This is a genomic window from Ciceribacter thiooxidans (genome assembly GCF_014126615.1).
Taxonomy (GTDB): domain Bacteria; phylum Pseudomonadota; class Alphaproteobacteria; order Rhizobiales; family Rhizobiaceae; genus Allorhizobium; species Allorhizobium thiooxidans.
The window spans coordinates 1,030,747-1,053,348 of the sequence record NZ_CP059896.1 but is presented as its reverse complement, the minus strand read 5'-3'; the positions used below and the strand labels follow the sequence as shown (position 1 = coordinate 1,053,348).

Below are 22,602 nucleotides of genomic sequence, written 5' to 3'. Positions count from 1 at the left end.
CGGGAGGCTGAAAGCCTCCCCCTCACTCCTGCCGCGGTTCGACCAGGCTACCATCGCTCAGCGTGTCGCTCGGATGCAGGATCACCACGTCGCCGGGTTCGAGCCCGGAGAGAACCTCGGCATGTTCGTCGTTCATGTGGCCGATGCCGACTTCCGTCTGGCGGGCACGCCCGTCGCGGATGACGAAGAGGTTCCATTTGCGCCCGTCGCGGAAAAGCGCGCTCAGCGGCACCTGCAGCACGTCCTCTCCTTCCCACAGCGTCAGCCGCGCATAGACACGGAAATTGTGGCCGAGCCGCGGATCGCTCTCCTGCAGGTCGAGCACGAGGTTGACCCGCTGCTCCTCGATGCCAAGTGCCGAAACCTTGGTGAAGCCGGCCGGGTCGATGCGCCGCACCACCGCCGGCAGCGCCCGATCGCCGCCCCAGTCGACGATCTCCGCCTTCGCACCCGGCGAGATCCGCACCGCATCGGACGAGAGAAGATCGACCGCCACTTCGAGATCGGACGGGTCGCCGATCTCGGCGATCTTGGTGCCGGTCGCGACCGGCTGCTCGCTCTTTGCGAAGACCGTGAGCACCACCCCATCCACCGGCGCCGTCACGTAGACGCAGCAGCTGCCGCCCCGGTCGGCCGGCGCGGAGGCCGGCTGGATGAGGCGCGCTTCCGCGCTCGCAAGCTCGGCCTTGCGCAGTTCGATCGCCGCCGCCGCCGAGGCGAGCTGCGCCTCGGCGACCTCAACGTCCGTGCGCGCCTTCTGCAGCTGGCTCTCGGCGATATAGCGGGTCTTGGCGAGCTGGACGGCGCGTTCGAGATTGTCGCGCGCGAAATCGAGGTCGGACTTGATCCGCCGGTAGTCGGTCTCCGCCATCGACACGGCAGCGCGCGCGGCATCACGCGCGGCGGCGAGTTCCGCCTCGCTGCGGCGGTCGATCAGCGGCGGGTCGAGCGGATGGATTGCCGCCACCAGCGTCACGTCCGCCTTCACCCGGTCGCCCTCGTCGAGCACCGTGCGGGCGAGATGGCCAGCGATCGGCGCCGAGACGGCATAGACGTCGCGCACCCGTGTGATCCCCTCCTGCGAGATCGTCACCCGGAGCGGCCCGCGCTCGACCACGCCGGTATCGACCGGCTGCGGCTTTTCCCTGAGAGCATAGACGAACCCCGCGATGATCGCGGCGACGATCAGCAGGAAGCCCGCCCGTTTCAGCCATTTGGACCACATGCACCTTACTCCCTGGACTTCAGCACGCTCACGAGGTCGAGCCTGTCGATGCGCCGCCGGACAATCAGCGCCGAGATGAGCGACGCGCCCATGACGACGAGGCTCGCGATCGCGAACGTCTGCGAATTGACGACGAAGGGCACACGAAAGAGGTCGCTGGCGAGCCCTTCGATCACCAGCATCGAAAAGAGGTAGCCGAGCAGCCAGCCGAACGGCTGCGCGACGAGCACGACGACGGAGAGCTCGGTGAGCAGCACGCTCGAAACCTCCGTCCGCGTGAAGCCGAGCACGCGCAGGCTCGCGAGCTCCCGCGCCCGCTCCGAAAGCTGGATGCGGGCGGAATTGTAGATGAGCCCGAAGGCGACGATGACCGCAAGCGTCGTATAGACCGTCGTCATCGTCGCGATATTCTTCTCGATCGTCGCCCGGAACTGCTGCCGCGAGAGCCCGATCAGCATGATGTAGGAGACTGCCGGCGTGTTCTTGACGCTGTCGTAGAGCGCCTCCTTCTGCACCGGATCGACCGAGATCCGCGCCCCGGAAATCCGCCGCCCGTCGCCGATCAGCCGGTCGAGCGCGTCGATGCGCATATAGGCGTCGATGCCGACGAGGCTCTGCACGATGCCGGTCACCGGCACCTCGATCCGCCGGTGATCCTTCTCGACCAGTTCCACCTCGACCATGTCGCCGACCTTCAGCTCCAGCGCCTCGGCGACGCGGCCGATGACGAGCAGCCCCGAGGACGGCGGCTCGAGCGGCCGCATGTCCGCGTCCATGATCCGGCCGAGTTCGCCGTCCTCCGGCATGCCGAGGATGGCGAGATCCTTCTCGTGGTTCCTGTTGCGCAGCTTGACCGCGATCGAGCGGAAGGGCTCGGCCCGCGTCACCCCCGGCATATGCCGGATCTCGTCGAGGGCGGCCGGCGACCGCTCCCGGTCGAGCCGGAGCGTCGCGTCCTGCCGTTCCATGCGGAAGAAGATCTGGTCTACCATGTAGTCGACCGAATCCGAGGAGAACATCGCCACCACCAGCAGTGCCGCCGAGAGCGCGACGCCGAGCGAGGTGAGAAGCGAGCGCACCGGCGTGCGGATGATCTGCCGGACCGCCATGATCGTCAGCTGCGAAAACAGCCTGGAGCTCAGCTGCCGGCGGAAGAGCGAGCGGAAGCGCACCGGCGCCGGCGGCCGCATCGCCACCGCCGCCGGCAGCACGATCACCGACCAGATCGCCTTGCCGGCACCGACGACCGCCGCCGCGACGCTGACGCCGCCCGAGATCGCGTAGAGATCGACGCTCTCGCGGAAGATCAGGAACGGAAACGAGAAGAATTCCGCATAGAGCCGCGTCAGTCCGCGGCCGATCCAGTTGCCGGCGCCGAAGCCGATGGCGACGCCGATCAGCGCAATGACGATGGTGAGCTTGGCATAGTGCCAGGCGACCTCGAAATCGCGGTAGCCGAGCGCCTTCAGAAGCCCGATCTGCTCGCGTTCGAGCGTGATCAGCCGCGTCAGGATCATATTGACCAGGAAAGCCGCGACGAAGAGGAAGATCGGCGGGATGATCGCCGCCATCGCGCGAAGCTGGATGAGCTCGTTGTCGAGGAAGGTGTGCGAGATCTGGTCCTTGCGCAGATACGTGCCCTGCCCGCCATAGGGGTCGAGCAGATCGTCGATTGCGGAGATCAGATGAGCAGTATCGGCACCGCGCAGCACGGTGAACGACGCGTTGTTGAAGGCGCCGTCCATGTCCATGACGCCCTCGAGCGCCGTGCGGGTCATGTAGAAGACGCCGAAGCGGCGCGGGTCGGGCACCATGTCGCCGGGCCCGATCGCATAGATGTATTCCGGCGAGAGCACGATGCCGGTCACCGTCAGCGTCTGCTTGCGACCGTTCATGATCGCGTCGAAGGTGCTGCCCTGCGTCAGCCGGTGCGCGAGCGCGAAGCTTTCGAGCACCGCCGCCTCGTGCGGGCGGTCCGGCTCCGGCAGCCTGCCGCTGCGGATATAGAGCTGGTTCACCGCCGGCTGGCCGCTGTCGGGGATCGAGACCGCGATGCCGGTCGCCGGCTCGGCCATGCCGGGCATGTCGAGCAGCACGTAGTCGACGATCCGGAGATCGACGCCGCCTACGCCTTCCAGCGCGGCGATGCGTTCCCTGAGGTGAAGCGGCGCGCGGTTCGCCGTGACGAAGAGATTGCCGAACCGGTAGCGTTCGTAGAAGACCGCACGCGTCTCTTCGAGCGAGCGATAGGCACCAATCGCCAGGATGATCGTCATCACCCCGCAGGCCATGACCAGCGCGACCGCCAGCACCTGGGCCCAGAGCCTCAGGATGTCGCGGAAGAGTTTGCGGTCGAGCATCGACATCGGCGCCTCACCAGACCACGGCGGAGGGCGGCAGGCGTTCAGTATTGACGACCGTCTCGGAGATCCGGCCGTCGTGGAAGGTGAGCACGCGATGGGCGATCTGCCGGATCGCCGCGTTGTGGGTGATGATCGCCGTCGTCGTCTTCAGTTCCTCGTTGATCCGGCAGAGCGCTTCGAGGACCAGAATGCCGGTCTTCGAGTCGAGCGCCCCCGTCGGCTCGTCGCAGAGCAGCACCTCCGGGCGCTTGGCGATCGCCCGGGCGATCGCCACCCGCTGCTGCTCACCGCCGGAAAGCTGCGCCGGGAAATGGTCCATCCGCTCTTTGAGCCCCACCATCTCCAGCGCCTCGCCGGGCTCCATCGGATTGCGCGATATCTCGGTGACGAGGGCGACGTTTTCCCAGGCGGTGAGGCTCGGGATCAGGTTGTAGAACTGGAAGACGAAGCCAACATGGTCGCGTCGGTAGAGCGTCAACTGCCGCTCGGAGAGGCTCGTCAGCTCGTGGTCGGCGAAGCGGACCCGGCCGGAGGTCGCCTGGTCGAGCCCGCCCATGATGTTGAGAAGCGTCGACTTGCCGCTGCCGGACGGCCCGAGCATGACGACGATTTCGCCGCCTTCGAGGGTGAGGTTGATGCCACGCAAGGCCTTAACCTCCACGTCGCCCGTCCGGTACGACTTGGTGACGTTTTCAACGAGGAAGAGTGGCTCGGCCATGGCTCACCTTACAACATGTGGCGCGACCATAAAGGAGGGCTGGTGGCCTCGCGTTGACAAATATCAACGGCGGACCGCCCGCAGGAAAGCTCCGCACCAGTTCGACCGTGTACGACCTTCTTGCAGGAAACACTGTTTATGGGCATACTCGCCAACCGCGAATGCAGCCCTGTCGTGCAGACTGATCATGAGGATCTGTGATGGCGTATGATTGGAGTGGCGTACGTACCCGGCGTATCCGGAGACTGAAACTGGCGGCAATCACCGTGGTCGGCCTTTTCATCATCTCGGCCCCCGTGCTGGCCTTTTCCTGACAGTTCGAAGACCCCGACCGCCAATGGCGGCGGTGCCGCTTGTCCCTTCTCCCCGCAAGCGGGGGTGAGGCGCGGTTCGCAAAGCGAAGCAATCGATCCGGTGAATCGATTGCGGTGGCGAGGCCCTCCCACCTCCCCCTTGAGGGGGGAGGTCGCGCGGAACGCGCGGGTGGGGGTGACAGCTCGGCATCCGCGGAGGTTCACCCCACCCCGGACCTGCGGTCCTCCGGGTTGAGCCGCGTGTCTCAACCCGTTCTTCGAACCACGCCTCAAGGGGAGGGTGAGCCCCGCCGCGTCTCTCTCCTCGCGCTCGAAGACCGGCCGTGCCTGCGGCGTCGCCGCGTGCTCCCTCTTCTCCCCAGCGGGGAGAAGTGCCGAGCGGAGCGAGGCGATGAGGGGGCGGGGTGGCACCGCGCAAACGATCTGGCGAGGGCGAACGATGTTCCCCCTCATCCGGCCTTCGGCCACCTTCTCCCCGCTGGGGAGAAGACGAAAACCGCCCCACTGCGGGGTTTCGGCAAAAATTCCCCAACAAAATCAAGTCCCACCCCCCATTTTCGTTCACCCTCTCCCGACCTGTCGTAGAATCACCCCGTTCCGCCATCGGATACACCGGACCATGCGAAGTCTGGCGAGGCGGGACCGGCGCCGGGGTCGACGACTGTCGCAGGTCGAAAACCCCGGCCGCTGCAACGGTCTCCCCCCGCGGGAGGCGGAAGGCGAGACGGTCCGGACCGGCTCGCCGTCACCGCCGCTAACGCGGGCGTGCCTCAGAGGCACACAGACAGGCGCCCGGGAGCTTGAAAAAGCCCCCCGGCGAAAAGACGGCGGGGTGGATCGGGCCGGCGCAAATGCCGCTCCTCCATCTGCCGGCGAGGGTCAGGCCGGACGGTACCATCCGGCGGGATCTTCCCGGGCCACCGGCCAGGCGTCAGCGAAGGTCCGTCACCGGACGGATGCGCGCTCGACGCCGATCCGCGCCGGCCGATGTCGAGACGTCAAGTCCCGGCAAAGGCGCCGCCATGCCAGAGAGACGCATGCAGTGGGCAAGAACGCCGAACGGGGCGCCGCAAGGAGCCACTTACTTATACTCTGACAGGCCCCTCGCGGCGCCGCGTCCGAGACTGAGGTGACCGACCCGGAGGGAGCGATCCCGACCGGCGGCGAAGCCTGAGCGGTTTTTGACAATCTGAAAAAGACACGGATTGCGGTGAGCCGTTGCGATGGCGGCGGAAAGTGTCTGCCAAAAAGAAGATGACGACGGCAAAGAAAGAAAAATGGTGGGCCCGGAGGGACTCGAACCCCCAACCAAGCGGTTATGAGCCGCCGGCTCTGACCATTGAGCTACAGGCCCGGCGCCAGGCGCCGCCGGCGGCAATGGTCCCCGCCGGCTAGGTCCGCTCTAACGCAATTCGGTGGAGGCGACAAGCCATTGCCGCAATGGCTACACAATCACCCGCCATCACGCTATGCGAAGGGACCGATCAACCAGAGGACTAGACGATGACGAGCCGTATCCTGCCTTCCCTCGCCTTCGCGGCGCTCGCCTGCGCCACCACGCTTTCCCCCGTCGCCGCTTTCGCCGATGAGGAAAAGCTGCGCGAAGCCACCATCATCGTTTCCGGCGAAGGCGAGGCGAAACTGGCGCCCGATCTCGCGGTCCTTTCCTTGAGCGTCCTGCGCGAGGCGCCGACCGCAGCCGAGGCGCTCGCCGCCAACACCGAGGCGATGGGCAAGGTCATCGCCGAGCTGAAGGCGGGCGGCATCGAGGCCCGCGACCTGCAGACCAGGGATTTCTCCGTGACGCCGCGCTACCGCGACCGCAACGACGATGAGCAGATCCGCGAACCGGAGATCATCGGCTATGCGGTAACCAACGGGCTGACGGTGCGGGTCCGCGATCTCGGCAAGCTCGGCGCGATCATCGACCAGTCGGTGCGGCTCGGCGTCAACCAGGGCGGCAGCATCGTCTTCACCAACGACAAGCCGGATGCCGCGATCAGCGAGGCCCGCAAGGCCGCCGCCGCCGAGGCGATCGCCAAGGCGAAGACGCTCGCCGAAGCCGCCGGTGTGACGCTCGGCCGTGTGGTGGAGATCAGCGAGAACTTCGCCCGGCCGATGCCGCAACCGATGTTCCGCGCCGCCATGGAGAAGGACATGATCGCCGGGGCACCGGCGCCGATAGAGGCCGGCGAGAACAGCTACAGCGTGACCGTCAACATCACCTACGCGATCAAGCAGTAGACCGAAAAAATGCGAACGGCCGCCCCTGCCCGGACCTGACCCGGGGCAGGAGCGGCCGGCGCCCCCAGCGGTGCGGGCGCGCGATCAGTAGCGGGTGATCGGGCAGCCACGCACGTTGGCGAAGACCATCCGGTCGCGTTCGCCGTAGCGATAGCCGGAGACGACCACACTGCGCTGCGTCACCCGCCGGACATGGGCATGACGAAGGCCGTTCCAGCGGGCCTTTTCCACCGCGCGGCGGGGATTGCAGGGCCGGTACTGGCGCCGCTCGTAACGGTCGTGGCGATGATGGCGCTCGTAGCGGTCACGGGAATCGCGCCAGCCGTAACGCTCGCCGGGATAGTAGCCGGGTTCGCCGATATAGATGCCGACGCCGAAATCCGCGCCTGCTGCGGCGGAACCGGCCGTCGCAGAAACCGCGCCGAGGGCGATGAGGGCCGCGACGCCTGCCTTTGCGAGAATGTTGCGCATGTCTTCCTCCTTGGTCAGTGGCGCGGAACCCTCGGGTTCCGTTTGCCTGTCGATTGGGAAGACGATAGCCGCGCCTGGCTGAACGCCGTCAGAACCCGCCGTTCACGTGCCGTTCATCGGTGGGACAGCGGAAATCAGGGGGAAAGGTGCAGAACGACCGAACGCCGGTGCGGCCGGTCGCGGTGCTCGAAGAGATAGATGCCCTGCCAGGTGCCGAGGAGCAGCCGGCCGTCGTTCACCGGCACCGAGAGCGAGACCGGCGTCAGCGCCGCCTTGATATGCGCCGGCATGTCGTCCGGCCCTTCGCTGTCGTGGGTCACCCAGCGCATCGAGGGATCGTCGGCCGGCGGCACCAGCCGGCGCAGGAAGCGGGTGAGGTCGTCCTGCACGGAAGGGTCGGCGTTTTCCTGGATCAGCAGCGAGCAGGAGGTGTGGCGGACGAAGAGCGTCAGCAGGCCCTCGCCGCCGTGGCCGGAAACGAAACGGCGCGCCTCTTCGGTGAACTCGTAGAGCCCCTGCCCCGAGGTCGCGATGGTGAGAATGGTCTGCGGCATGTTCGCCTCCCTCTTCGGCCGGCACGGACGCATTTGACATTCGAGGCCCCGTCGCCGCAAGGTCCGCGGCAGCCGTCAAGCCCAGTAGAGGAGCACGCCATGAGCACGGACACCAGCCTGATCGACACACTCGAGGCGCAGGAGAAAGCGCTCGTCTTCTCGGCCTTCGACGAGACGGTGGCCTACGAGGTCGGCGAGCGGCTGGTCCGGGCCGCGCGGCAGGACGAAGCCCCGGTGGTGATCGACATCCGCACGCCGGACCGCACCCTCTTCCATGCTGCGCTCCCCGGCTCGTCGCCCGACAACGACCACTGGGCGCGGCGCAAGAGCAACGTGACGCTCAGGATGCACAAGTCATCGATGCGCGTCGGCGAAAGCTACCGCCTCAAGGGCCGCGCGCTCGGTCCCGACCACGGCTTCGATCCGCTCGACTACGCCTGCCACGGCGGCAGCTTTCCGGTCCGCGTCACCGGCACCGGAGTCGTCGCTGCGATCACCGTCTCCGGCCTCGCCTCGGCGGAAGACCACGCGATGATCGTCAACGTCCTTGAAGACTATCTGTCGTAAGTCGCCTCAGAGCGGCGTCGCCGAGAACAGGCTGATTCTCTGGAACGGCCCGTCGTCCCGTTCGAAGACGAAGATCGCCGGGAACGAAACCCGTCCCTTCTCCGGTTCGTCCTCGCCGGGCTCTGCCTTGACGACGGCCGAAAGCGTAACCTCGGCAGCGCCACGGAGATCCGCCTCGCCGGTCATCACCACGATGTCGGAAAGACGGATGTCGCGGCCGAGGACGAAGGCTGCGAGCGTGTTGCGGATCGAATCGGCCCCGATCACCCGGCTGCCGTCCGGCATGTCGAGTGCCGCATCGTCGTCGATCAGCCCCATCAGGGCGTCGAAATCGCGGCGGTTGAGCGCCGCGAGGCTGGCATCGATCTGGCTCTTGAGGCGCATCTTTCTTCTCCCCCGCTTCCTCTACCCGTTCCGAGGAGTTAGCGCGCGATCGTCACCGCGGCAAGGGGTGGCGGCGCTCAAGTCTCCGCCGGCAGCAGGACGGCCGCGGCCGCCTGCACCACCGCCGCGGTGATGCCGCGGATCGCCGGCTGCACCGAGCGGCTCCAGTGCCAATAGAGCGGCACGTCATAAGGTGCATCCGCGACGAGCGGCACCAGCCTGCCTTCGGCGATCAGGTCGCGCACCAGCATCTCCGGATTCATGCCCCAGCCGATGCCGGCGCGCGTCGCGTCGACGAAGGCCTCGGACGAGGGCAGCCAGTGGGTCGGCGTGGCGACCGACTCTCCGAAAACCTTTCCGATCCAGCGCGCCTGCAGCATGTCCTTGGCGTTGAACGTAAGGCAGGGTGCAGCTGCGAGTGCTTCAGGCGTCACGCCGTCGGGGAACCAGCGCCGGACGAAGGCGGGGCTTGCCGTCGCGAGATAGCGCAGCGCCCCGAGCGGACGGCTGTCGCAGCCCTGGACCGCACCGCTGTCGCCGGTGACGGCCGCGCGCACCTCGCCACGGCGCAGCCACTCGGCACTGTGGTCCTGGTCGTCGAGCACGAGATCGAACAGGCAGTCGTCGACTGCCGCCATGGCCGGCACGAACCAGGTCGCCAGGCTGTCGGCGTTGACGGCGATGCGGATGCTCGGACGTTCGGCGGCGATACCGGCGATGCCCATCTCTTCGCGCAGGCTGTTTTCGAGCAGCGCCACCTCTTCAGCGTGGCGGAAGAGTTTCTGGCCGGCGGGCGTCGCCGTACAGGGCTGGCCGCGGACGACGAGCACGACACCGAGACGTTCCTCGAGGAGTTTTATCCGCTGCGACACCGCCGAAGGCGTCAGGCCGAGAAGGCGCGCGGCCTTCTCGAAACTCCCGGCGCGCAGAACGGTTGCAAGCGCGTCCAGCAACGCATAGTCCATCATTGATGAATTTTCCTTATCCAATCGCCGAATATTTAATTTCTCTAATCGTTCGCCGAGGCGTAGTCAAAGACCATTTCTGACAGAGAGGTCCGATGACGACAGCAGCGATTTCCGGTTTCTTCCTCGGCCTCAGCCTGATCGTCGCGATCGGCGCGCAGAACGCCTTCGTGCTCCGTCAGGGGCTGAGGCGGGAGCACGTCTTCGCAATCTGCCTGACCTGTGCCGCCTCCGACGCCCTACTGATCGCGGCCGGCGTCTCCGGCTTCCGCGCCACGGCCGGCGCCCTGCCCTGGCTCGAATCGGCGCTGCGCTTCGGCGGCGTCGCCTTTCTCGGCTTCTATGGCCTGAAAAGCCTGCGGGCAGCAATCGCCGGCAACGCCGCCCTCGACCCCTCCGCCACCGAGGCGCAGAGCCTTGCCGCGGCGCTCGCGACCTGCCTTGCGCTCACCTGGCTCAATCCGCACGTCTACCTCGACACGGTGGTGTTGCTCGGTTCGATCTCGACGCAGTATCCGGGCCGCGAAACCGCCTTCGGGCTCGGTGCGGCGGCCGGCTCCTTCCTGTTCTTCTTCTCGCTCGGATACGGCGCGCGCCTCTTACGCCCGCTCTTCGCGCGACCGTCCGCATGGCGCCTGCTGGACGGGGTGATCGCGCTCGTCATGTGGACGATCGCCGGCCGCCTCGCACTTCTCGGGTAACAAGGGACTCAGAAGACCGGAAAGCCCCGGCTTTTCCATTGGCTGCGGGGGATTTCCTTGCCGACCGCGAAGGCGAAGGAGCGCACGGTCATCGCGTCGGCGTCGAGCTCGCAGCGGAACTGCAGCTCGTACCAGCGGGCGCTCGCCCGGAAGGCGGCGTTACGGACGTCGAGCACTGTCCCCTTCTTCAGCCCGAACGACGGCAGGAGTTCCGGCCGGTAAGGCGGCGAGGCGCGGCGGAGCTGCTCGCGCAACTCGGTCACGCAGAGCTCGGCGGCGCGCTCGTCCCGCGGCATGTCGCCCATCGCCGTCTTCGCAACGGGGTTGTCGGTGATCGCGGTGGAAAAGAGCTTCGTCACCTCCGGAAGGTCGTTCGGCACGTCCGTTTTGGCGGGTGCATCCGGCTTCGGTTCGGTGTTCGGCGCGCTCTTTGGCGCGGCTTCCTCGAGCGCGGCGATCGTTTCGGCGGCAAGGTCACCGGCGCCGGGCTTCGCCGTCTCGTCCGCCATGTCGGCCTTCGGTAGATTAATCTTCGGCTGCGGCTTCGTCCCGGCCGCAGGCTTGTCCTTTTCCGCCGTTTCGGTGGGAGGCTTGGGCTCGGTCTTCGGCGTCTCCTCGGGAGGCTTCGCCGCCGGTTCCTCGGCGGCATTGCCGTCGCGCGCTTCACGCGGGCCGCTGTCCTTCTCGCCGAAGGCAAAGACCGGGCGCAGCGTCGGGATCGGTACGCGCCTGCCCGGCGGCTGCCCCTCGGCGGCGGCAGGAGGCGGCTCCGCCTTTTTCTCCTCCTGCTTCGGCGGCGGCGGTTCTTCCTTCTTCTCCTCTTTCGGAGGCGGTGGAGGCTCTTCCTTCTTCTCTTCCTTCGGAGGAGGCGGCGGCTCCGGCTTTTTCTCTTCCGGCGGCGGCACGATCTCGACGCTGACGCTCTCCTCCTTCTGCGGCGCGGGCATCTCGAAGGGCAGTTCGAAGAAGAGGACGGCGGCAAAGACGAGATGCAGGACGACGGAGGCCGGAATGCCCCATCGAAGAAAGCTGCTGCGCGGCCTTACCGTCTCGTCGTTCATGCAGAGCATGTAAGTCGGAAAGGAGACGGGATAAAGTCCGCAATCGTCACCGATGAGAGAGAAATCACCACGTACGCCGACGAACAACGGTGCCGTTCATGCCCCGGAAGGGAATAGGACGATCGCGCGAAGCGTACACAAAGCGAAAACCCGGCTTGCTCTCGCAAACCGGGTTTCAAATAATCGCCTTCCGGATACGGTCAGCTGTCCAGGAAGCTTCTGAGCTTGCGGCTCCGGCTCGGATGCTTCAGCTTGCGGAGCGCCTTGGCTTCGATCTGGCGGATACGTTCGCGGGTGACCGAGAACTGCTGGCCGACTTCTTCGAGCGTGTGGTCGGTGTTCATGCCGATGCCGAAGCGCATGCGCAGAACGCGTTCTTCGCGCGGCGTCAGCGAGGCGAGGACGCGGGTCGTCGTCTCGCGCAGGTTCGCCTGGATCGCGGCGTCGATCGGCAGCAGCGCGTTCTTGTCCTCGATGAAGTCACCGAGATGCGAATCTTCTTCGTCACCCACCGGGGTTTCGAGCGAGATCGGCTCCTTGGCGATCTTCAGGACCTTGCGCACCTTCTCGAGCGGCATCGCGAGCTTTTCGGCCAGTTCCTCCGGCGTCGGCTCGCGGCCGATCTCATGCAGCATCTGGCGCGAGGTGCGGACGATCTTGTTGATCGTCTCGATCATGTGCACCGGAATGCGGATCGTGCGGGCCTGATCGGCGATCGAACGGGTGATCGCCTGCCTGATCCACCAGGTGGCATAGGTCGAGAACTTGTAGCCGCGGCGGTACTCGAACTTGTCGACCGCCTTCATCAGGCCGATATTGCCTTCCTGAATGAGGTCGAGGAACTGCAAGCCGCGGTTCGTGTACTTCTTGGCGATCGAGATGACGAGACGGAGGTTGGCTTCCACCATCTCCTTCTTGGCGATGCGCGCTTCACGCTCGCCCTTCTGCACCATGTGCACGATGCGGCGGAATTCCGAAATCGAGATACCGGTTTCCTGGGCGAGGTTCTGGATCTCCGAGCGGATGTCGCGGATCGTCTGGTTTTCCTCGCGGGCGAATTCCTTCCAGCCGCGTGCCGCCAGATTGCCGATCGACTTCATCCAGTTCGGATCGAGCTCCGCGCCCTGATACTGTTCGAGGAAGGCCTCGCGCTTGACGCCGTAGGATTCGGCAAGGCGCAGCAGCCGGCCTTCGTTCTGCACGAGGCGCTTGTTGATGTCGTAGAGCTGCTCGACCAGCGCGTCGATGCGGTTCTGGTTGAGCGACAGCGACTTCACCGCCGTGATCAGCTGGTCCTTGAGTTCCTTGTAGCGGCGCTCCTGGCCGGAAGACAGCGTGCCGGCGCAGGCAAGGCGGGCTTCCACCTGCTGGTCCTGCAGCTTCCGGAGCTTCTTGTAGGTGTCGGCGATGAGGTCGAGGGTTTCCATGACCTGCGGACGCAGCTCGGCTTCCATCGCCGCCAGCGACAGGTTGCTCTCGTCCTCGTCTTCTTCCTCTTCCTCCGGCGGCAGGCCTTCGCCGCCGACATTGGTGATGTCGTCTTCGCTCGACGAGCGGCTGCGCCTGGCTTTTTCCTTCTCTTCCGCCGCCTTGCGGTCGGCTTCGATCTTTTCCGGGCTCTGGAACTGCGGGGCAGCCTTGGCCTCGGGACCGGAATAGGTGGTTTCGAGATCGATGATCTCGCGCAGCAGCGTCGTGCCTTCGTTGAGCTCGTCGCGCCAGATGATGAGCGCCTGGAAGGTCAGCGGGCTTTCGCAGAGGCCCGCGATCATCGTCTCGCGGCCAGCCTCGATGCGCTTGGCGATGGCGATTTCACCCTCGCGCGAGAGAAGCTCGACCGAGCCCATTTCGCGCAGGTACATGCGCACCGGATCGTCCGTGCGGTCGGTCGGCTCTTTCTTCTTGGCTGTCGCGAGCGCTGTGCCGGCGGCCGGCGCCAGTTCGCCACCTTCCTCGGCTTCGTCGCCGTCATCGTCGTCGGAAGCGGCCTCTTCGGCCTCCTCGTCCTCGATGACGTTGATGCCCATGTCCGAAAGCATGGACATGGTGTCTTCGATCTGTTCCGAGGTGACTTCTTCCGAGGGCAGCACCGAGTTCAGCTCGTCCATGGTGACGTAGCCGCGCTTCTTCGCCGCCTTGATCATTTTCTTGACCGCGTCGTCGGAAAGGTCGAGAAGCGGACCGTCCGTCGAAACGTCGCGTTCGCTGTCGGCTTCTTCGTTTTCTTTGACTTTGGTTGCCATTTATCTCGTCGCTTTCCCTGACGCTGTCATTATCACGTGACGCCACGCGGACGGGCTCGAACGGTGCCCTGTCCGCCGCGAATCACAGTCACTGACCTAACGGAGTGATCTTTAATCCCCGATTAACTACGGGAGTACCAACGGCCACGCCGCACACTTGCGCTTTCGAATGACCGCACATGGTAATATAGATCCGCCCTGATCCAATTCACCTACAAATGCCTGTTCTGGTGATTCCCACAAATTTTCCCGGCGTCAAGCTCTCCAGGCATCAATACCCAGGAAAATTGGAGAAAAACCACGGCTACGAGCCATCGTCCTCGTTTGTTACCGCAGATGTAGGATCGAAACCGCGGAAGACAAGGGGGAAAGCCGCACCCGCCGATGTTTGCGGCAATGGTCAGTGGTGCCCCGTCGCCGCACCTTTCACGCGCCCCGACATCACGCCGAAACCGTCGACAATCGCCTCCTGGTTTTCCATGCGGGTGATCTCGAGCTGCACCTGATGCAGCGCGCCGATCAGCTGGTCGATGCGGTCGGCATCCTCGGCCTCCGTCGCGTCGGCGATCTCGCGCTCGAGTTCGAGCCTCTGCTTCTTCAACGCCCGCGCGCGCTTGTGCAGCGACAGTGCCTGGTGATAGCCCTCGCGCGCATCCTCGCCGGCGGCGATCTCGGTCGCCGTCCAGAGCCGCGCATTCCGGATCTGCTGGTCGAGGCTGCGGATGAGCTCGGAAAAACCCTGCTCGTCGAGCCTTGTGACGAGATGGTCGCGATCGAGATGCGCGCCGGCCCCCGCCGCCGCGGTCAGGAGCGCCGACCAGAGGCGCTGCAGGTCGCGGTTCTCGTATTCGATATGGGCGACCTCGTCGTAATCGTCCTGCAGTATCTGTGGATGGTTGACGACGGTGAGCGCCAGCACGCTCTCACGAAGCGTCGGCTGGTCGGAGCGCCCCTTGACCATGCCCGAGCGCGCCAGCCGGTCGGAAACCGCCGCGCCACGCTGGCCATAGCCCTGACCCGGAGCCCCGCCCCTGCCTTGTCCCTGTCCCTGTCCCTGCCGCTGCCCGCGCTCGAAACCGCCGCGGCGGTCGCCGCGTCCGGCCGGCGCGCTCGATTGGAAGAAGGTGTTGAGGCGGTCGCGAACGTCCTGCTGGTAGTGACGCCGGACGCTCTCGTCGGCGATGACGGACACCACCTGCTTCAGTCGCGCCTCGAGTTCGGCGCGCTTTTCCGGCGTGTCGAAGCCGCCGCCCCCGGCCTCGCGCCGCCACACCATGTCGGCGAGAGGGCGCGCCTCGGTGAGCACCTTGTCGAAGGGCGCCCGGCCCTCGTGCTTCACGAGATCGTCCGGGTCCTTGCCGTCCGGAAGCAGCGCGAAGCGGACGGAGCGACCGGGTTTCAGATGCGGAAGCGCGAGATCGACGGCGCGGAAGGCGGCGCGCTGGCCCGCACCGTCACCGTCGAAGCAGAGCACCGGAACCGGCGTCATCTTCCACATGAGGTCGAGCTGGTTTTCGGTGAGCGCCGTGCCGAGCGGCGCGACGGCATTCGCCACACCCGCCTGGGCGAGCGCGATGACGTCCATGTAGCCTTCCACCGCGATGATGGTGTCGGCGCCACCCGCCCCCTGGATCGACCGTCTCGCGCGGGAAAAGTTGTAGAGCACGTTGCCCTTGTGGAAGAGTTCCGTCTCCGGCGAGTTCATGTATTTCGCCAGCGCATCCGGCGCCATCGCGCGGCCGCCGAAGGCGATGACCTTGTCGCGCGACGACAGGATCGGAAACATGATGCGGTCGCGGAAATAATCGTAGGAGACGGGAATGTCGTCGCCGTGGCGTACCAGCCCGCAGGCTTCGATCTGCTCTTTCGGCACGCCCTTGCCGGCGAGATGTTCCTTGAGCGCGTTGCGGCTCTCCGGCGCATAGCCGAGGCGAAAGGTCTCGATCGTTCGCCCGGAAAGGCCGCGCTCGCGCAGATAGGCCCGCGCCCTTGCGCCGTTCGCCGTCTGCAACTGCTCCTGGAAGAAGACGGTCGCCATCTCCATGACGTCGAGGAGCGTCGTGCGCTCCTTCTCGCGCCGCTCGGCCTGCGGATCGGGCGCCGGCATCGGTACGCCCGCCATGTCGGCGATCTGCTGGACCGCCTCCGGAAAACTCAGGCCTTCGAGATCGGTGAGGAAGCGGAAATGGTCGCCGGTAACGCCGCAGCCGAAGCAGTGATAGCGCCCCTTGCGGTCCTCACAGTGGAAGCTCGGCGACTTCTCCCCGTGGAAGGGGCAGCAGGCCCAGTAGTCGCCGCGTGAGACATTGGTCTTTTTGCGGTCCCAGGACACACGCCGGCCGATCACCGCCGAAATCGGAACGCGGTCGCGGATCTCGTCGAGAAAGGGTTGGGAAAAGCGCATGAATGTCCTCGGGGTCGATCCATCCATATAGGCCCCCCGCACGGCAAATACCATCGCGCCGACGATCCATACCCGTTATTCACAGCCGTTGACTGTACTTACGTTTGTATATACAATTTTGTCGACTTGGTCTTTGTCGACACCTCGACGACCAGAAAGCTCGTGGGCCGAACGGACGAAACTTGAATCCAACCTCTTTCGTCCTGAAGGAAGCGGTACCTTATGGATGTCTCTCAACCAGACTTCTCCCGCTTCGAATGGGACGAAGGCAAACGGCTGAGGAATATAGAGAAACACGGGATTGATTTCGAAGACGCGGTATTGGCTTTGGCCTTGCCGCGCGTCGAGTATCCTTCCGATAGAAGTGGAGAGAGACGCACGGTTGCAATTTGCCCGGATGACTTGCGCCTGATCGCCGTGGTCTACACGATGAGGGGCGATATCTGCCGGATAATTTCAGCTCGCGTCGCACGACCAAATGAGCAACGAGAATATTACGCGCGTTACCCGTGACGACATACTGCGCAAGCGGGCAAGGGGCGAAAAGAGCCGCACCGACTGGAAACGCGTCGACGCGATGACCGACGAGGACATCGTCGCGGCGATGCGTGACGACCCCGACTGGCAGGACCTGATCGACATCGACTGGTCGAAGGCGGTAGCCGTCACCCCGCAACAGAAGACGGCGATCTCGATCCGGCTCGACGAGGATATCGTCGATTTCTTCAAGGCGACCGGAAAAGGCTACCAGACGCGCATCAACGCGGTCCTGCGCCATTTCGTGACCGAGCAGAAACGCTCGAAGCGCTGAACGCAAAACTCCGCCCGAAGGCGGAGTTGCAGCAGTCCGTTTCAAAATGGCGCTGTTTACTTCAGCAGGTCCTTGACGACGCCGGAGGCCTTGGCGAAGTCCATCTTGCCGGGATAACGCTCCTTGAGAGCATTCATGCACTTGCCCATGTCGCGCAGGCCCTGCGCGCCGGTCTCCGTGATGACGGAGGCGCAGAGCTCGCGCACCTTTTCCTCGGGCAACTGCTCGGGCATGAAGCTCTTGATGACGCCGATTTCCTCGCGCTCCTGGGCGGCGAGTTCCGGACGTCCGTTCTCTTCGTAGATGCGGGCGGATTCGTCCCGCTGCTTGATCATCTTGACGAGGATCTGCATGATTTCGTCGTCGCTGACCGGGTCCTTGCCCAGTCCGCGATTGGCGATGTCCCGGTCCTTGATCGCAGCCTGGATCAGTCGCAACGTCGACGTCCGGCACGTATCCTTGGCCTTCAGGGCATCCTTGAGGGAATTGGCGAGCACGTCTCGCATCATGTTCTTTTCTCCGCGAAAAAGCCGTTGGGCCGGCAGGGTCGATTGTGGCTTTTCCTTGTCAATTGACCCGCAGTAATAGCCAGTGCCGCCCGCCCAGGCAAATCAATTAGACAAGCCGTTGAATCCGATGGACGTTAATTCCACGGTTTCCACAGTGAAGAATTGACCTGGCGGAGCGATCCGTCTATTTTCCGGCACCTGCACGAAAATGTAATCAGGGCTTCAAGCGCGCATTGCCGCGCAGCCTCGATCTGCGACAGAAGATGGCCACTGTCAGCCGGTTCTTCAAGGGAACCGGGGGCAGACGGCTAAACCAAGGAACGGAATATGACCGCGACAGCCCTCTGGACCACCCGCAAGCCAACCGCCCTTCTCGTTCTCGCCGACGGGACCGTGATCGAAGGCCGTGGGATCGGCGCGACGGGTAAGGTGCAGGCGGAGGTCTGCTTCAACACTGCGCTAACCGGTTACGAGGAGATCCTCACAGATCCGTCCTATCTCGGCCAGATCGTCACCTTCACCTTCCCGCATGTCGGCAATGTCGGCACCAATGCGGAAGACATCGAAGACCTGACGCCTGCCGCCCGTCACGGCGCCGTCGGCGTGATCTTCAAGGCCGACATCACCGATCCCTCGAACTACCGCGCCGCCCAGCACCTCGACGCCTGGCTGAAGGCCCGCGGCATCATCGGCCTCTGCGGCGTCGACACCCGCGCGCTGACGGCCTGGATCCGCGAGAACGGCGCCCCGAACGCGGTGATCGCCCATGACCCTGCCGGCGTCTTCGATATCGAGACGCTGAAGGCGGAAGCGAAAGCCTGGAGCGGCCTCGAAGGTCTCGACCTCGCCAAGGTCGCGACCTCCGGCCAGTCCTCGGTCTGGACGGAAACCCCCTGGGTCTGGAACAAGGGCTTCGGCACGCTCGGCGCAAAGGATGCGAAATACCACGTCGTCTGTGTCGACTACGGCGTGAAGCGCAACATCCTGCGCCTCTTCGCCGGGCTCGACGCGAAGGTGACGGTGGTACCGGCGACGACCAGCGCCGAAGACATCCTTTCGCTCAATCCCGACGGCGTCTTCCTCTCGAACGGCCCGGGAGACCCGGCCGCGACCGGCGTCTATGCCGCGCCGGTCATCCGCAAGCTCATCGACAGCGGCCTGCCGGTCTTCGGCATCTGCCTCGGTCACCAGATGCTGGCGCTGGCACTCGGCGGCACGACCGAGAAGATGCACCAGGGCCACCACGGCGCCAACCATCCGGTGAAGGACTTCACCACCGGCAAGGTCGAGATCGTCTCGATGAACCACGGTTTCGCGGTCGACTCGAAGTCGCTGCCGGAAGGCGTTGAGGAGACTCACGTTTCGCTCTTCGACGGCTCGAATTGCGGCCTGCGGCTCGTCGGCAAGCCGGTCTTTTCGGTCCAGCATCACCCGGAAGCCTCGCCCGGCCCGCAGGACAGCCACTATCTCTTCCGCCGCTTCATGAACATGGTGCGCGAGAGAAAGGGCGAGATGGCGCTCGCAGAGCGCTGATCGGACTCTCTTATTAGCGGATCATTTCGACGGCCCGGCAATCACTGCCGGGCCGTTCGCATTTCGTAACGCACCCTGAGATAAAAGCGGGCGCAAAGCAGGAACGAGGCACTGCCGAGCCCGACGAGGAAGCCGAGCCAGATGCCGACCCCGCCGAGCCCGAGCGGGAAGGCCATCAGCCAGGCAAGGAAGAAGCCGATCGGCCAATAGGCGATGAGCGCCATGACCATCGGCACGCGCGCATCCTTCAGCCCGCGCAGCAGGCCGCTTGCGATCGCCTGCAGCCCGTCGACGAGCTGGAAGATGCCGGCGACCACGACGAGGTGCGTGGCAAAATCGAGCACGGCCGGCGCCTCGGGCTTGCGGGTGTCGATGAAGATGCTGCTGAGCACCCGCGGCAACGAGAAGAACAGGATGCCGCCGGCGATCGCGATCACACTTGCGATGGCGAGGACAGCGATCGCCGCGCGCACGAGCTCGGCATAATCGCCGCGACCATGGGCGACACCGATCCTGACGGTGGCCGCCTGCGAGAGGCCAAGCGGGATCATGAAGGCGATGGAAGCGAGCTGGAGGGCAATCCCGTGCGCGGCGAGCTCGATCGTGCCGATCCGCCCCATCAGCAGCGAGGCGGCGGTGAAAAGGCTCACCTCGGCGAGAACGGTCACGCTGATCGGCAGGCCGAGGTGGACGACTTCCCAGAGCGCGTGCCAGTCCGGCCGCCAGAAGCGGACGAAGAGCTCGTACCTGCGGGTCTGCTCGCGGGTCTGTATGTAGACGACCATGGCGAGGAAGCTCGCCCACTGCACGCAGACGGCGACGATCGCAGCCCCCGTCATGCCGAGCGCCGGAAGGCCGAAGTGACCGAGCACGAGGCCATAGGCCAGCACGCCGTTCATCAGCAGAACGCCGAGCGTCACGTAGAGCACGATCCCCGCTCGGCCGATGGCGCTGACGAGCGCCCGCAGCACGGCGAAGAGCAGTGCCGGCAGCAGGCCCAACTGGACGATCATCACATAGCCGGCTGTCAGCGCCGCGACTTCGGGCTTCTGGCCGAGCGCGAGCAGGATGCGTTCGGCATTGAGGAAGAGCGGCATGGTCAGAACAGAATAGGCAATCGACGCCCACATGCCCATACGCAGCGAACGGCGGACCGAGACCACGTCACCGCGGCCATAGGCCTGCGCCACCATCGGCACGACCGCAATCGACAGCCCCGAACCGAAGATGAAGATGGTGAAGAAGAACTGGCCGGCAAGAACCATTGCCGCCAGCGACTGCGCACCCAGTTGCCCGACGATGACGACGTCGGTCGTGTGGATGCCGAGCTGGGCGAGCTGCGCACCGATCAGCGGGATCCCGAGCGCCAGCGTTGCGCGGATATGCGCGCCCCAGCTGTTGGAAGAGCCGACCGGCCGAACTGCGGTTTGCGTGGACATGTTCAGAACCCTGGACGAAAAAAGCCGCTTGCAGGAAATCTGGCAAGCGGCGGACAGCGTCACCGTTACGCGAGCCGTCCGGAACGCGCAACCCGAAAGGGCGTTCCTTCAGCAAAACTCGTCGACATATCAATTCGCCTTATGGTGCCGTGCAAAAGCGTCGGGGTTTTGGAGACTGGCGGCAGGCATTCAGTTTTCGAGGTCCTGTTTCAAACGGTCCAGCAGCGACACGGCATTCGCCGCATACTCGCCGATCCACCGGTCATGGATCGCCTTGATCGGCAACGGGTTCAGGATGTTGCGGCGCTCCCGCCCTTCCCTCTTGACGATGACGAGGTCGGCCCCTTCCAGCACCTTCAGGTGCTGCATCACGGTACAGCGGTCAAGTGCGGGAAAAGACTCGCAAAGTGCCCCGGTGGTCAGCGCCCCTGCCTTCAACCGGTCGAGCATCGCCCGCCGCACCGGCGCGGCCAGCGCCTTGAAGACCAGATCCTCCTGATTCGCACTTGACATGTTATGTTTTTATAACATTATTAAAACTCCGCCAAGAGGAGGAGACGGTCATGAACGGTCCGCTGAAGTTCAGAGTATCCGCGCATATCTCCAAACCCGTGGGCGAGGTCTTCGAAGCCGTCGTCGATCCCGCCACGCTCTCACGCTATTTCACCACGGGCGGCGCCAAGGGGCGGCTCGAAACCGGCGCGACGGTCTATTGGGATTTCCATGATTTTCCGGGCGCCTTCCCGGTCGAGGTGGTGGAGGTCGTACCGGACCGGCGCATCGTGCTGCGCTGGGAGGCGAACGAAGGCGCGCCCGCCGACGGCGACGCAGCGACGACGCCGGCCGGATACAAGACCACCGTGACGATGGAGTTCGAATCGCTCGACGACGCCCGCACGCTCGTCACCATCGCCGAGGAAGGCTGGCGCCCGACGGAAGGGGGCTTCGCGCCTCCTACGGCAATTGCCAGGGCTGGATGCAGATGCTCTGCGCCATGAAGGCCTGGCTCGAATACCGCATCAACCTGCGCGAAGGGATGTTCAGATAGGCAGGCGGACGCCGGCTGCGGCATCCGCGCCGGCGATCAGACGTCGCCCTTGAAGGTGTCGCAGGCCTCGACCTTACCGGCGTCGTAGCCGCGCTTGAACCACTTCATCCGCTGCGCCGAGGTGCCGTGGTTGAAGCTGTCGGGAACGACATAGCCCTGGCTGCGCTTCTGCAGCGTATCGTCGCCGATCTGCTGCGCGGCGTTCAGCGCCTCCTCGATGTCGCCGGCGGAGAGAAGTCCCTTCTGGTCGGTGCGCTTGGCCCAGATGCCGGCAAAGCAATCGGCCTGCAGCTCGACGCGCACCGACATGCGGTTTGCTTCGCCCTCGCCCATCGTCTGGCGCATCTGGTTGAACTTCGGCAGGATGCCCGTCAGGTTCTGCACGTGATGGCCGACCTCGTGGGCAACGACATAGGCCTGGGCGAAGTCGCCGGACGCGCCGAACTGGCGGGCGAGCTGCTGGAAGAAGTCCGTGTCGAGGTAGACCTTGCGGTCGCCCGGACAGTAGAACGGGCCCGTCGCCGACGATGCCGTGCCGCAGGCTGACCGCGTCACGCCGGAAAAGAGCACCAGCCTCGGCTCTTCGTAACGCTCGCCGGACGCCGAAAAGATCGTGTTCCAGGTGTCCTCGGTCTCGGCGAGTACGACTCCGACGAAATTGCCGATCTCCTTTTCCTGCGGCGAGAGTTCGCGCTCAGTCGTCTGCTGGTAGCCGGAGCCGCCGGTCGAACCGTCGTCCAGCATCTGCAGCATGTCGATGCCCATCATCTTCAGGACGAAGTAGAGGACGATGAGGATGATGATGGTCGAGAAGCTCAGGCCCCCGCCGCGCCGCCCGACAGGGATGCGCAGGCCCGAACGGCCGAACGGATCGCGCCCCATGCCGCCGCCGCTGGAGGTACCACGACGATCCTCGATATTCCGCGACTGACGTCGACCTCTCCATTCCATGTCGGCACCTCTTCTTCCGGCTTCTTTCCTCTGACGGCGAGACAACAGTCTATAGCCGAAAGCGTTCCCGCCGACCATCGGAGCGGCGTGGTCTGCG

20 protein-coding genes, 1 tRNA gene and 1 pseudogene are annotated in these 22,602 nt (G+C 65.1%); 7 read left to right on the top strand and 15 right to left on the bottom strand.

What is annotated here, in order from left to right:
* Positions 1-22: 22 nt before the first annotated feature.
* From H4I97_RS04950 to H4I97_RS04935, 4 genes are all read right to left on the bottom strand, one after another.
* Positions 23-1,225 carry an efflux RND transporter periplasmic adaptor subunit gene (locus tag H4I97_RS04950; protein ID WP_182306814.1) on the bottom strand — a complete coding sequence of 401 codons (1,203 nt, stop codon included), beginning with the start codon at positions 1,223-1,225 and terminating at the stop codon, positions 23-25.
* A gap of 5 nt (positions 1,226-1,230) precedes the next feature.
* A complete protein-coding gene (locus H4I97_RS04945; RefSeq protein ID WP_182306813.1) occupies positions 1,231-3,591 on the bottom strand; it encodes an ABC transporter permease in 2,361 nt (786 codons plus the stop codon).
* Positions 3,592-3,598: 7 nt separating this feature from the next.
* Positions 3,599-4,306, bottom strand: coding sequence for an ABC transporter ATP-binding protein (locus H4I97_RS04940; protein ID WP_182306812.1), 708 nt, complete (start codon positions 4,304-4,306; stop codon positions 3,599-3,601).
* Positions 4,307-5,898: 1,592 nt separating this feature from the next.
* A tRNA-Ile gene (locus H4I97_RS04935) sits at positions 5,899-5,974 on the bottom strand.
* Positions 5,975-6,123: 149 nt separating this feature from the next.
* On the opposite strand from H4I97_RS04935, the gene H4I97_RS04930 reads away from it, so the two are divergent.
* The gene (locus H4I97_RS04930; RefSeq protein ID WP_182306811.1) at positions 6,124-6,864 is read left to right on the top strand and encodes an SIMPL domain-containing protein; all 741 of its coding nucleotides are present in this window, start codon (positions 6,124-6,126) and stop codon (positions 6,862-6,864) included.
* Between the two features lie 84 nt (positions 6,865-6,948).
* Here H4I97_RS04930 and H4I97_RS04925 read toward each other — a convergent pair whose 3' ends face one another.
* The gene (locus H4I97_RS04925; RefSeq protein WP_182306810.1) at positions 6,949-7,335 is read right to left on the bottom strand and encodes a hypothetical protein; all 387 of its coding nucleotides are present in this window, start codon (positions 7,333-7,335) and stop codon (positions 6,949-6,951) included.
* A 134-nt stretch (positions 7,336-7,469) separates the two neighbouring features.
* Positions 7,470-7,889: a secondary thiamine-phosphate synthase enzyme YjbQ gene (locus H4I97_RS04920; protein WP_182306809.1), complete on the bottom strand. Its 420-nt coding sequence runs from the start codon at positions 7,887-7,889 to the stop codon at positions 7,470-7,472.
* Positions 7,890-7,988: 99 nt separating this feature from the next.
* On the opposite strand from H4I97_RS04920, the gene H4I97_RS04915 reads away from it, so the two are divergent.
* Positions 7,989-8,456 carry a heme-degrading domain-containing protein gene (locus tag H4I97_RS04915; protein ID WP_182306808.1) on the top strand — a complete coding sequence of 156 codons (468 nt, stop codon included), beginning with the start codon at positions 7,989-7,991 and terminating at the stop codon, positions 8,454-8,456.
* A 6-nt stretch (positions 8,457-8,462) separates the two neighbouring features.
* Here the strand turns inward: H4I97_RS04915 and H4I97_RS04910 are convergent, their stop codons facing one another.
* Together H4I97_RS04910 and H4I97_RS04905 are read right to left on the bottom strand one after the other, a co-directional pair.
* Positions 8,463-8,840, bottom strand: a complete 378-nt coding sequence (locus H4I97_RS04910) for a nuclear transport factor 2 family protein (RefSeq protein WP_182306807.1) — start codon at positions 8,838-8,840, stop codon at positions 8,463-8,465.
* A gap of 77 nt (positions 8,841-8,917) precedes the next feature.
* On the bottom strand, positions 8,918-9,808 hold the full coding sequence (locus H4I97_RS04905) for a LysR family transcriptional regulator ArgP (protein ID WP_182306806.1): 891 nt from the start codon (positions 9,806-9,808) through the stop codon (positions 8,918-8,920).
* Positions 9,809-9,900: 92 nt separating this feature from the next.
* On the opposite strand from H4I97_RS04905, the gene H4I97_RS04900 reads away from it, so the two are divergent.
* Positions 9,901-10,506 carry a LysE/ArgO family amino acid transporter gene (locus H4I97_RS04900; protein ID WP_182306805.1) on the top strand — a complete coding sequence of 202 codons (606 nt, stop codon included), beginning with the start codon at positions 9,901-9,903 and terminating at the stop codon, positions 10,504-10,506.
* Positions 10,507-10,514: 8 nt separating this feature from the next.
* Here H4I97_RS04900 and H4I97_RS04895 read toward each other — a convergent pair whose 3' ends face one another.
* The 3 genes from H4I97_RS04895 to dnaG form a co-directional block, all read right to left on the bottom strand.
* Positions 10,515-11,654: a DUF930 domain-containing protein gene (locus H4I97_RS04895; RefSeq protein ID WP_244658717.1), complete on the bottom strand. Its 1,140-nt coding sequence runs from the start codon at positions 11,652-11,654 to the stop codon at positions 10,515-10,517.
* A gap of 113 nt (positions 11,655-11,767) precedes the next feature.
* Positions 11,768-13,810, bottom strand: coding sequence for an RNA polymerase sigma factor RpoD (rpoD, locus tag H4I97_RS04890; RefSeq protein WP_182306804.1), 2,043 nt, complete (start codon positions 13,808-13,810; stop codon positions 11,768-11,770).
* Between the two features lie 400 nt (positions 13,811-14,210).
* A complete protein-coding gene (dnaG, locus tag H4I97_RS04885; protein WP_182306803.1) occupies positions 14,211-16,214 on the bottom strand; it encodes a DNA primase in 2,004 nt (667 codons plus the stop codon).
* 222 nt (positions 16,215-16,436) lie between these two features.
* On the opposite strand from dnaG, the gene H4I97_RS04880 reads away from it, so the two are divergent.
* Positions 16,437-16,727, top strand: a complete 291-nt coding sequence (locus tag H4I97_RS04880; RefSeq protein WP_182306802.1) for a BrnT family toxin — start codon at positions 16,437-16,439, stop codon at positions 16,725-16,727.
* Positions 16,693-17,025, top strand: a complete 333-nt coding sequence (locus H4I97_RS04875) for a BrnA antitoxin family protein (RefSeq protein WP_182306801.1) — start codon at positions 16,693-16,695, stop codon at positions 17,023-17,025. Before H4I97_RS04880 ends, H4I97_RS04875 begins: the two co-directional genes overlap by 35 nt.
* A gap of 56 nt (positions 17,026-17,081) precedes the next feature.
* Here H4I97_RS04875 and H4I97_RS04870 read toward each other — a convergent pair whose 3' ends face one another.
* Positions 17,082-17,531 (bottom strand): GatB/YqeY domain-containing protein, encoded by a 450-nt coding sequence (locus H4I97_RS04870; protein WP_182307544.1) that lies wholly within the window; start codon positions 17,529-17,531, stop codon positions 17,082-17,084.
* Between the two features lie 330 nt (positions 17,532-17,861).
* On the opposite strand from H4I97_RS04870, the gene carA reads away from it, so the two are divergent.
* Entirely contained in the window at positions 17,862-19,067 is a 1,206-nt protein-coding gene (carA, locus tag H4I97_RS04865; RefSeq protein ID WP_182306800.1) for a glutamine-hydrolyzing carbamoyl-phosphate synthase small subunit, read from the top strand.
* Positions 19,068-19,108: 41 nt separating this feature from the next.
* Here carA and H4I97_RS04860 read toward each other — a convergent pair whose 3' ends face one another.
* Both H4I97_RS04860 and H4I97_RS04855 read right to left on the bottom strand, forming a co-directional pair.
* The gene (locus tag H4I97_RS04860) at positions 19,109-20,506 is read right to left on the bottom strand and encodes an MATE family efflux transporter (RefSeq protein ID WP_182306799.1); all 1,398 of its coding nucleotides are present in this window, start codon (positions 20,504-20,506) and stop codon (positions 19,109-19,111) included.
* 189 nt (positions 20,507-20,695) lie between these two features.
* The gene (locus H4I97_RS04855; RefSeq protein WP_182306798.1) at positions 20,696-21,019 is read right to left on the bottom strand and encodes an ArsR/SmtB family transcription factor; all 324 of its coding nucleotides are present in this window, start codon (positions 21,017-21,019) and stop codon (positions 20,696-20,698) included.
* 50 nt (positions 21,020-21,069) lie between these two features.
* Here H4I97_RS04855 and H4I97_RS04850 point away from each other — a divergent pair.
* Positions 21,070-21,554: pseudogene (locus H4I97_RS04850) on the top strand (SRPBCC domain-containing protein).
* A gap of 36 nt (positions 21,555-21,590) precedes the next feature.
* Here the strand turns inward: H4I97_RS04850 and ypfJ are convergent.
* Positions 21,591-22,505, bottom strand: a complete 915-nt coding sequence (gene ypfJ / locus H4I97_RS04845) for a KPN_02809 family neutral zinc metallopeptidase (protein ID WP_182306797.1) — start codon at positions 22,503-22,505, stop codon at positions 21,591-21,593.
* Between the last annotated feature and the right edge of the window lie 97 nt (positions 22,506-22,602).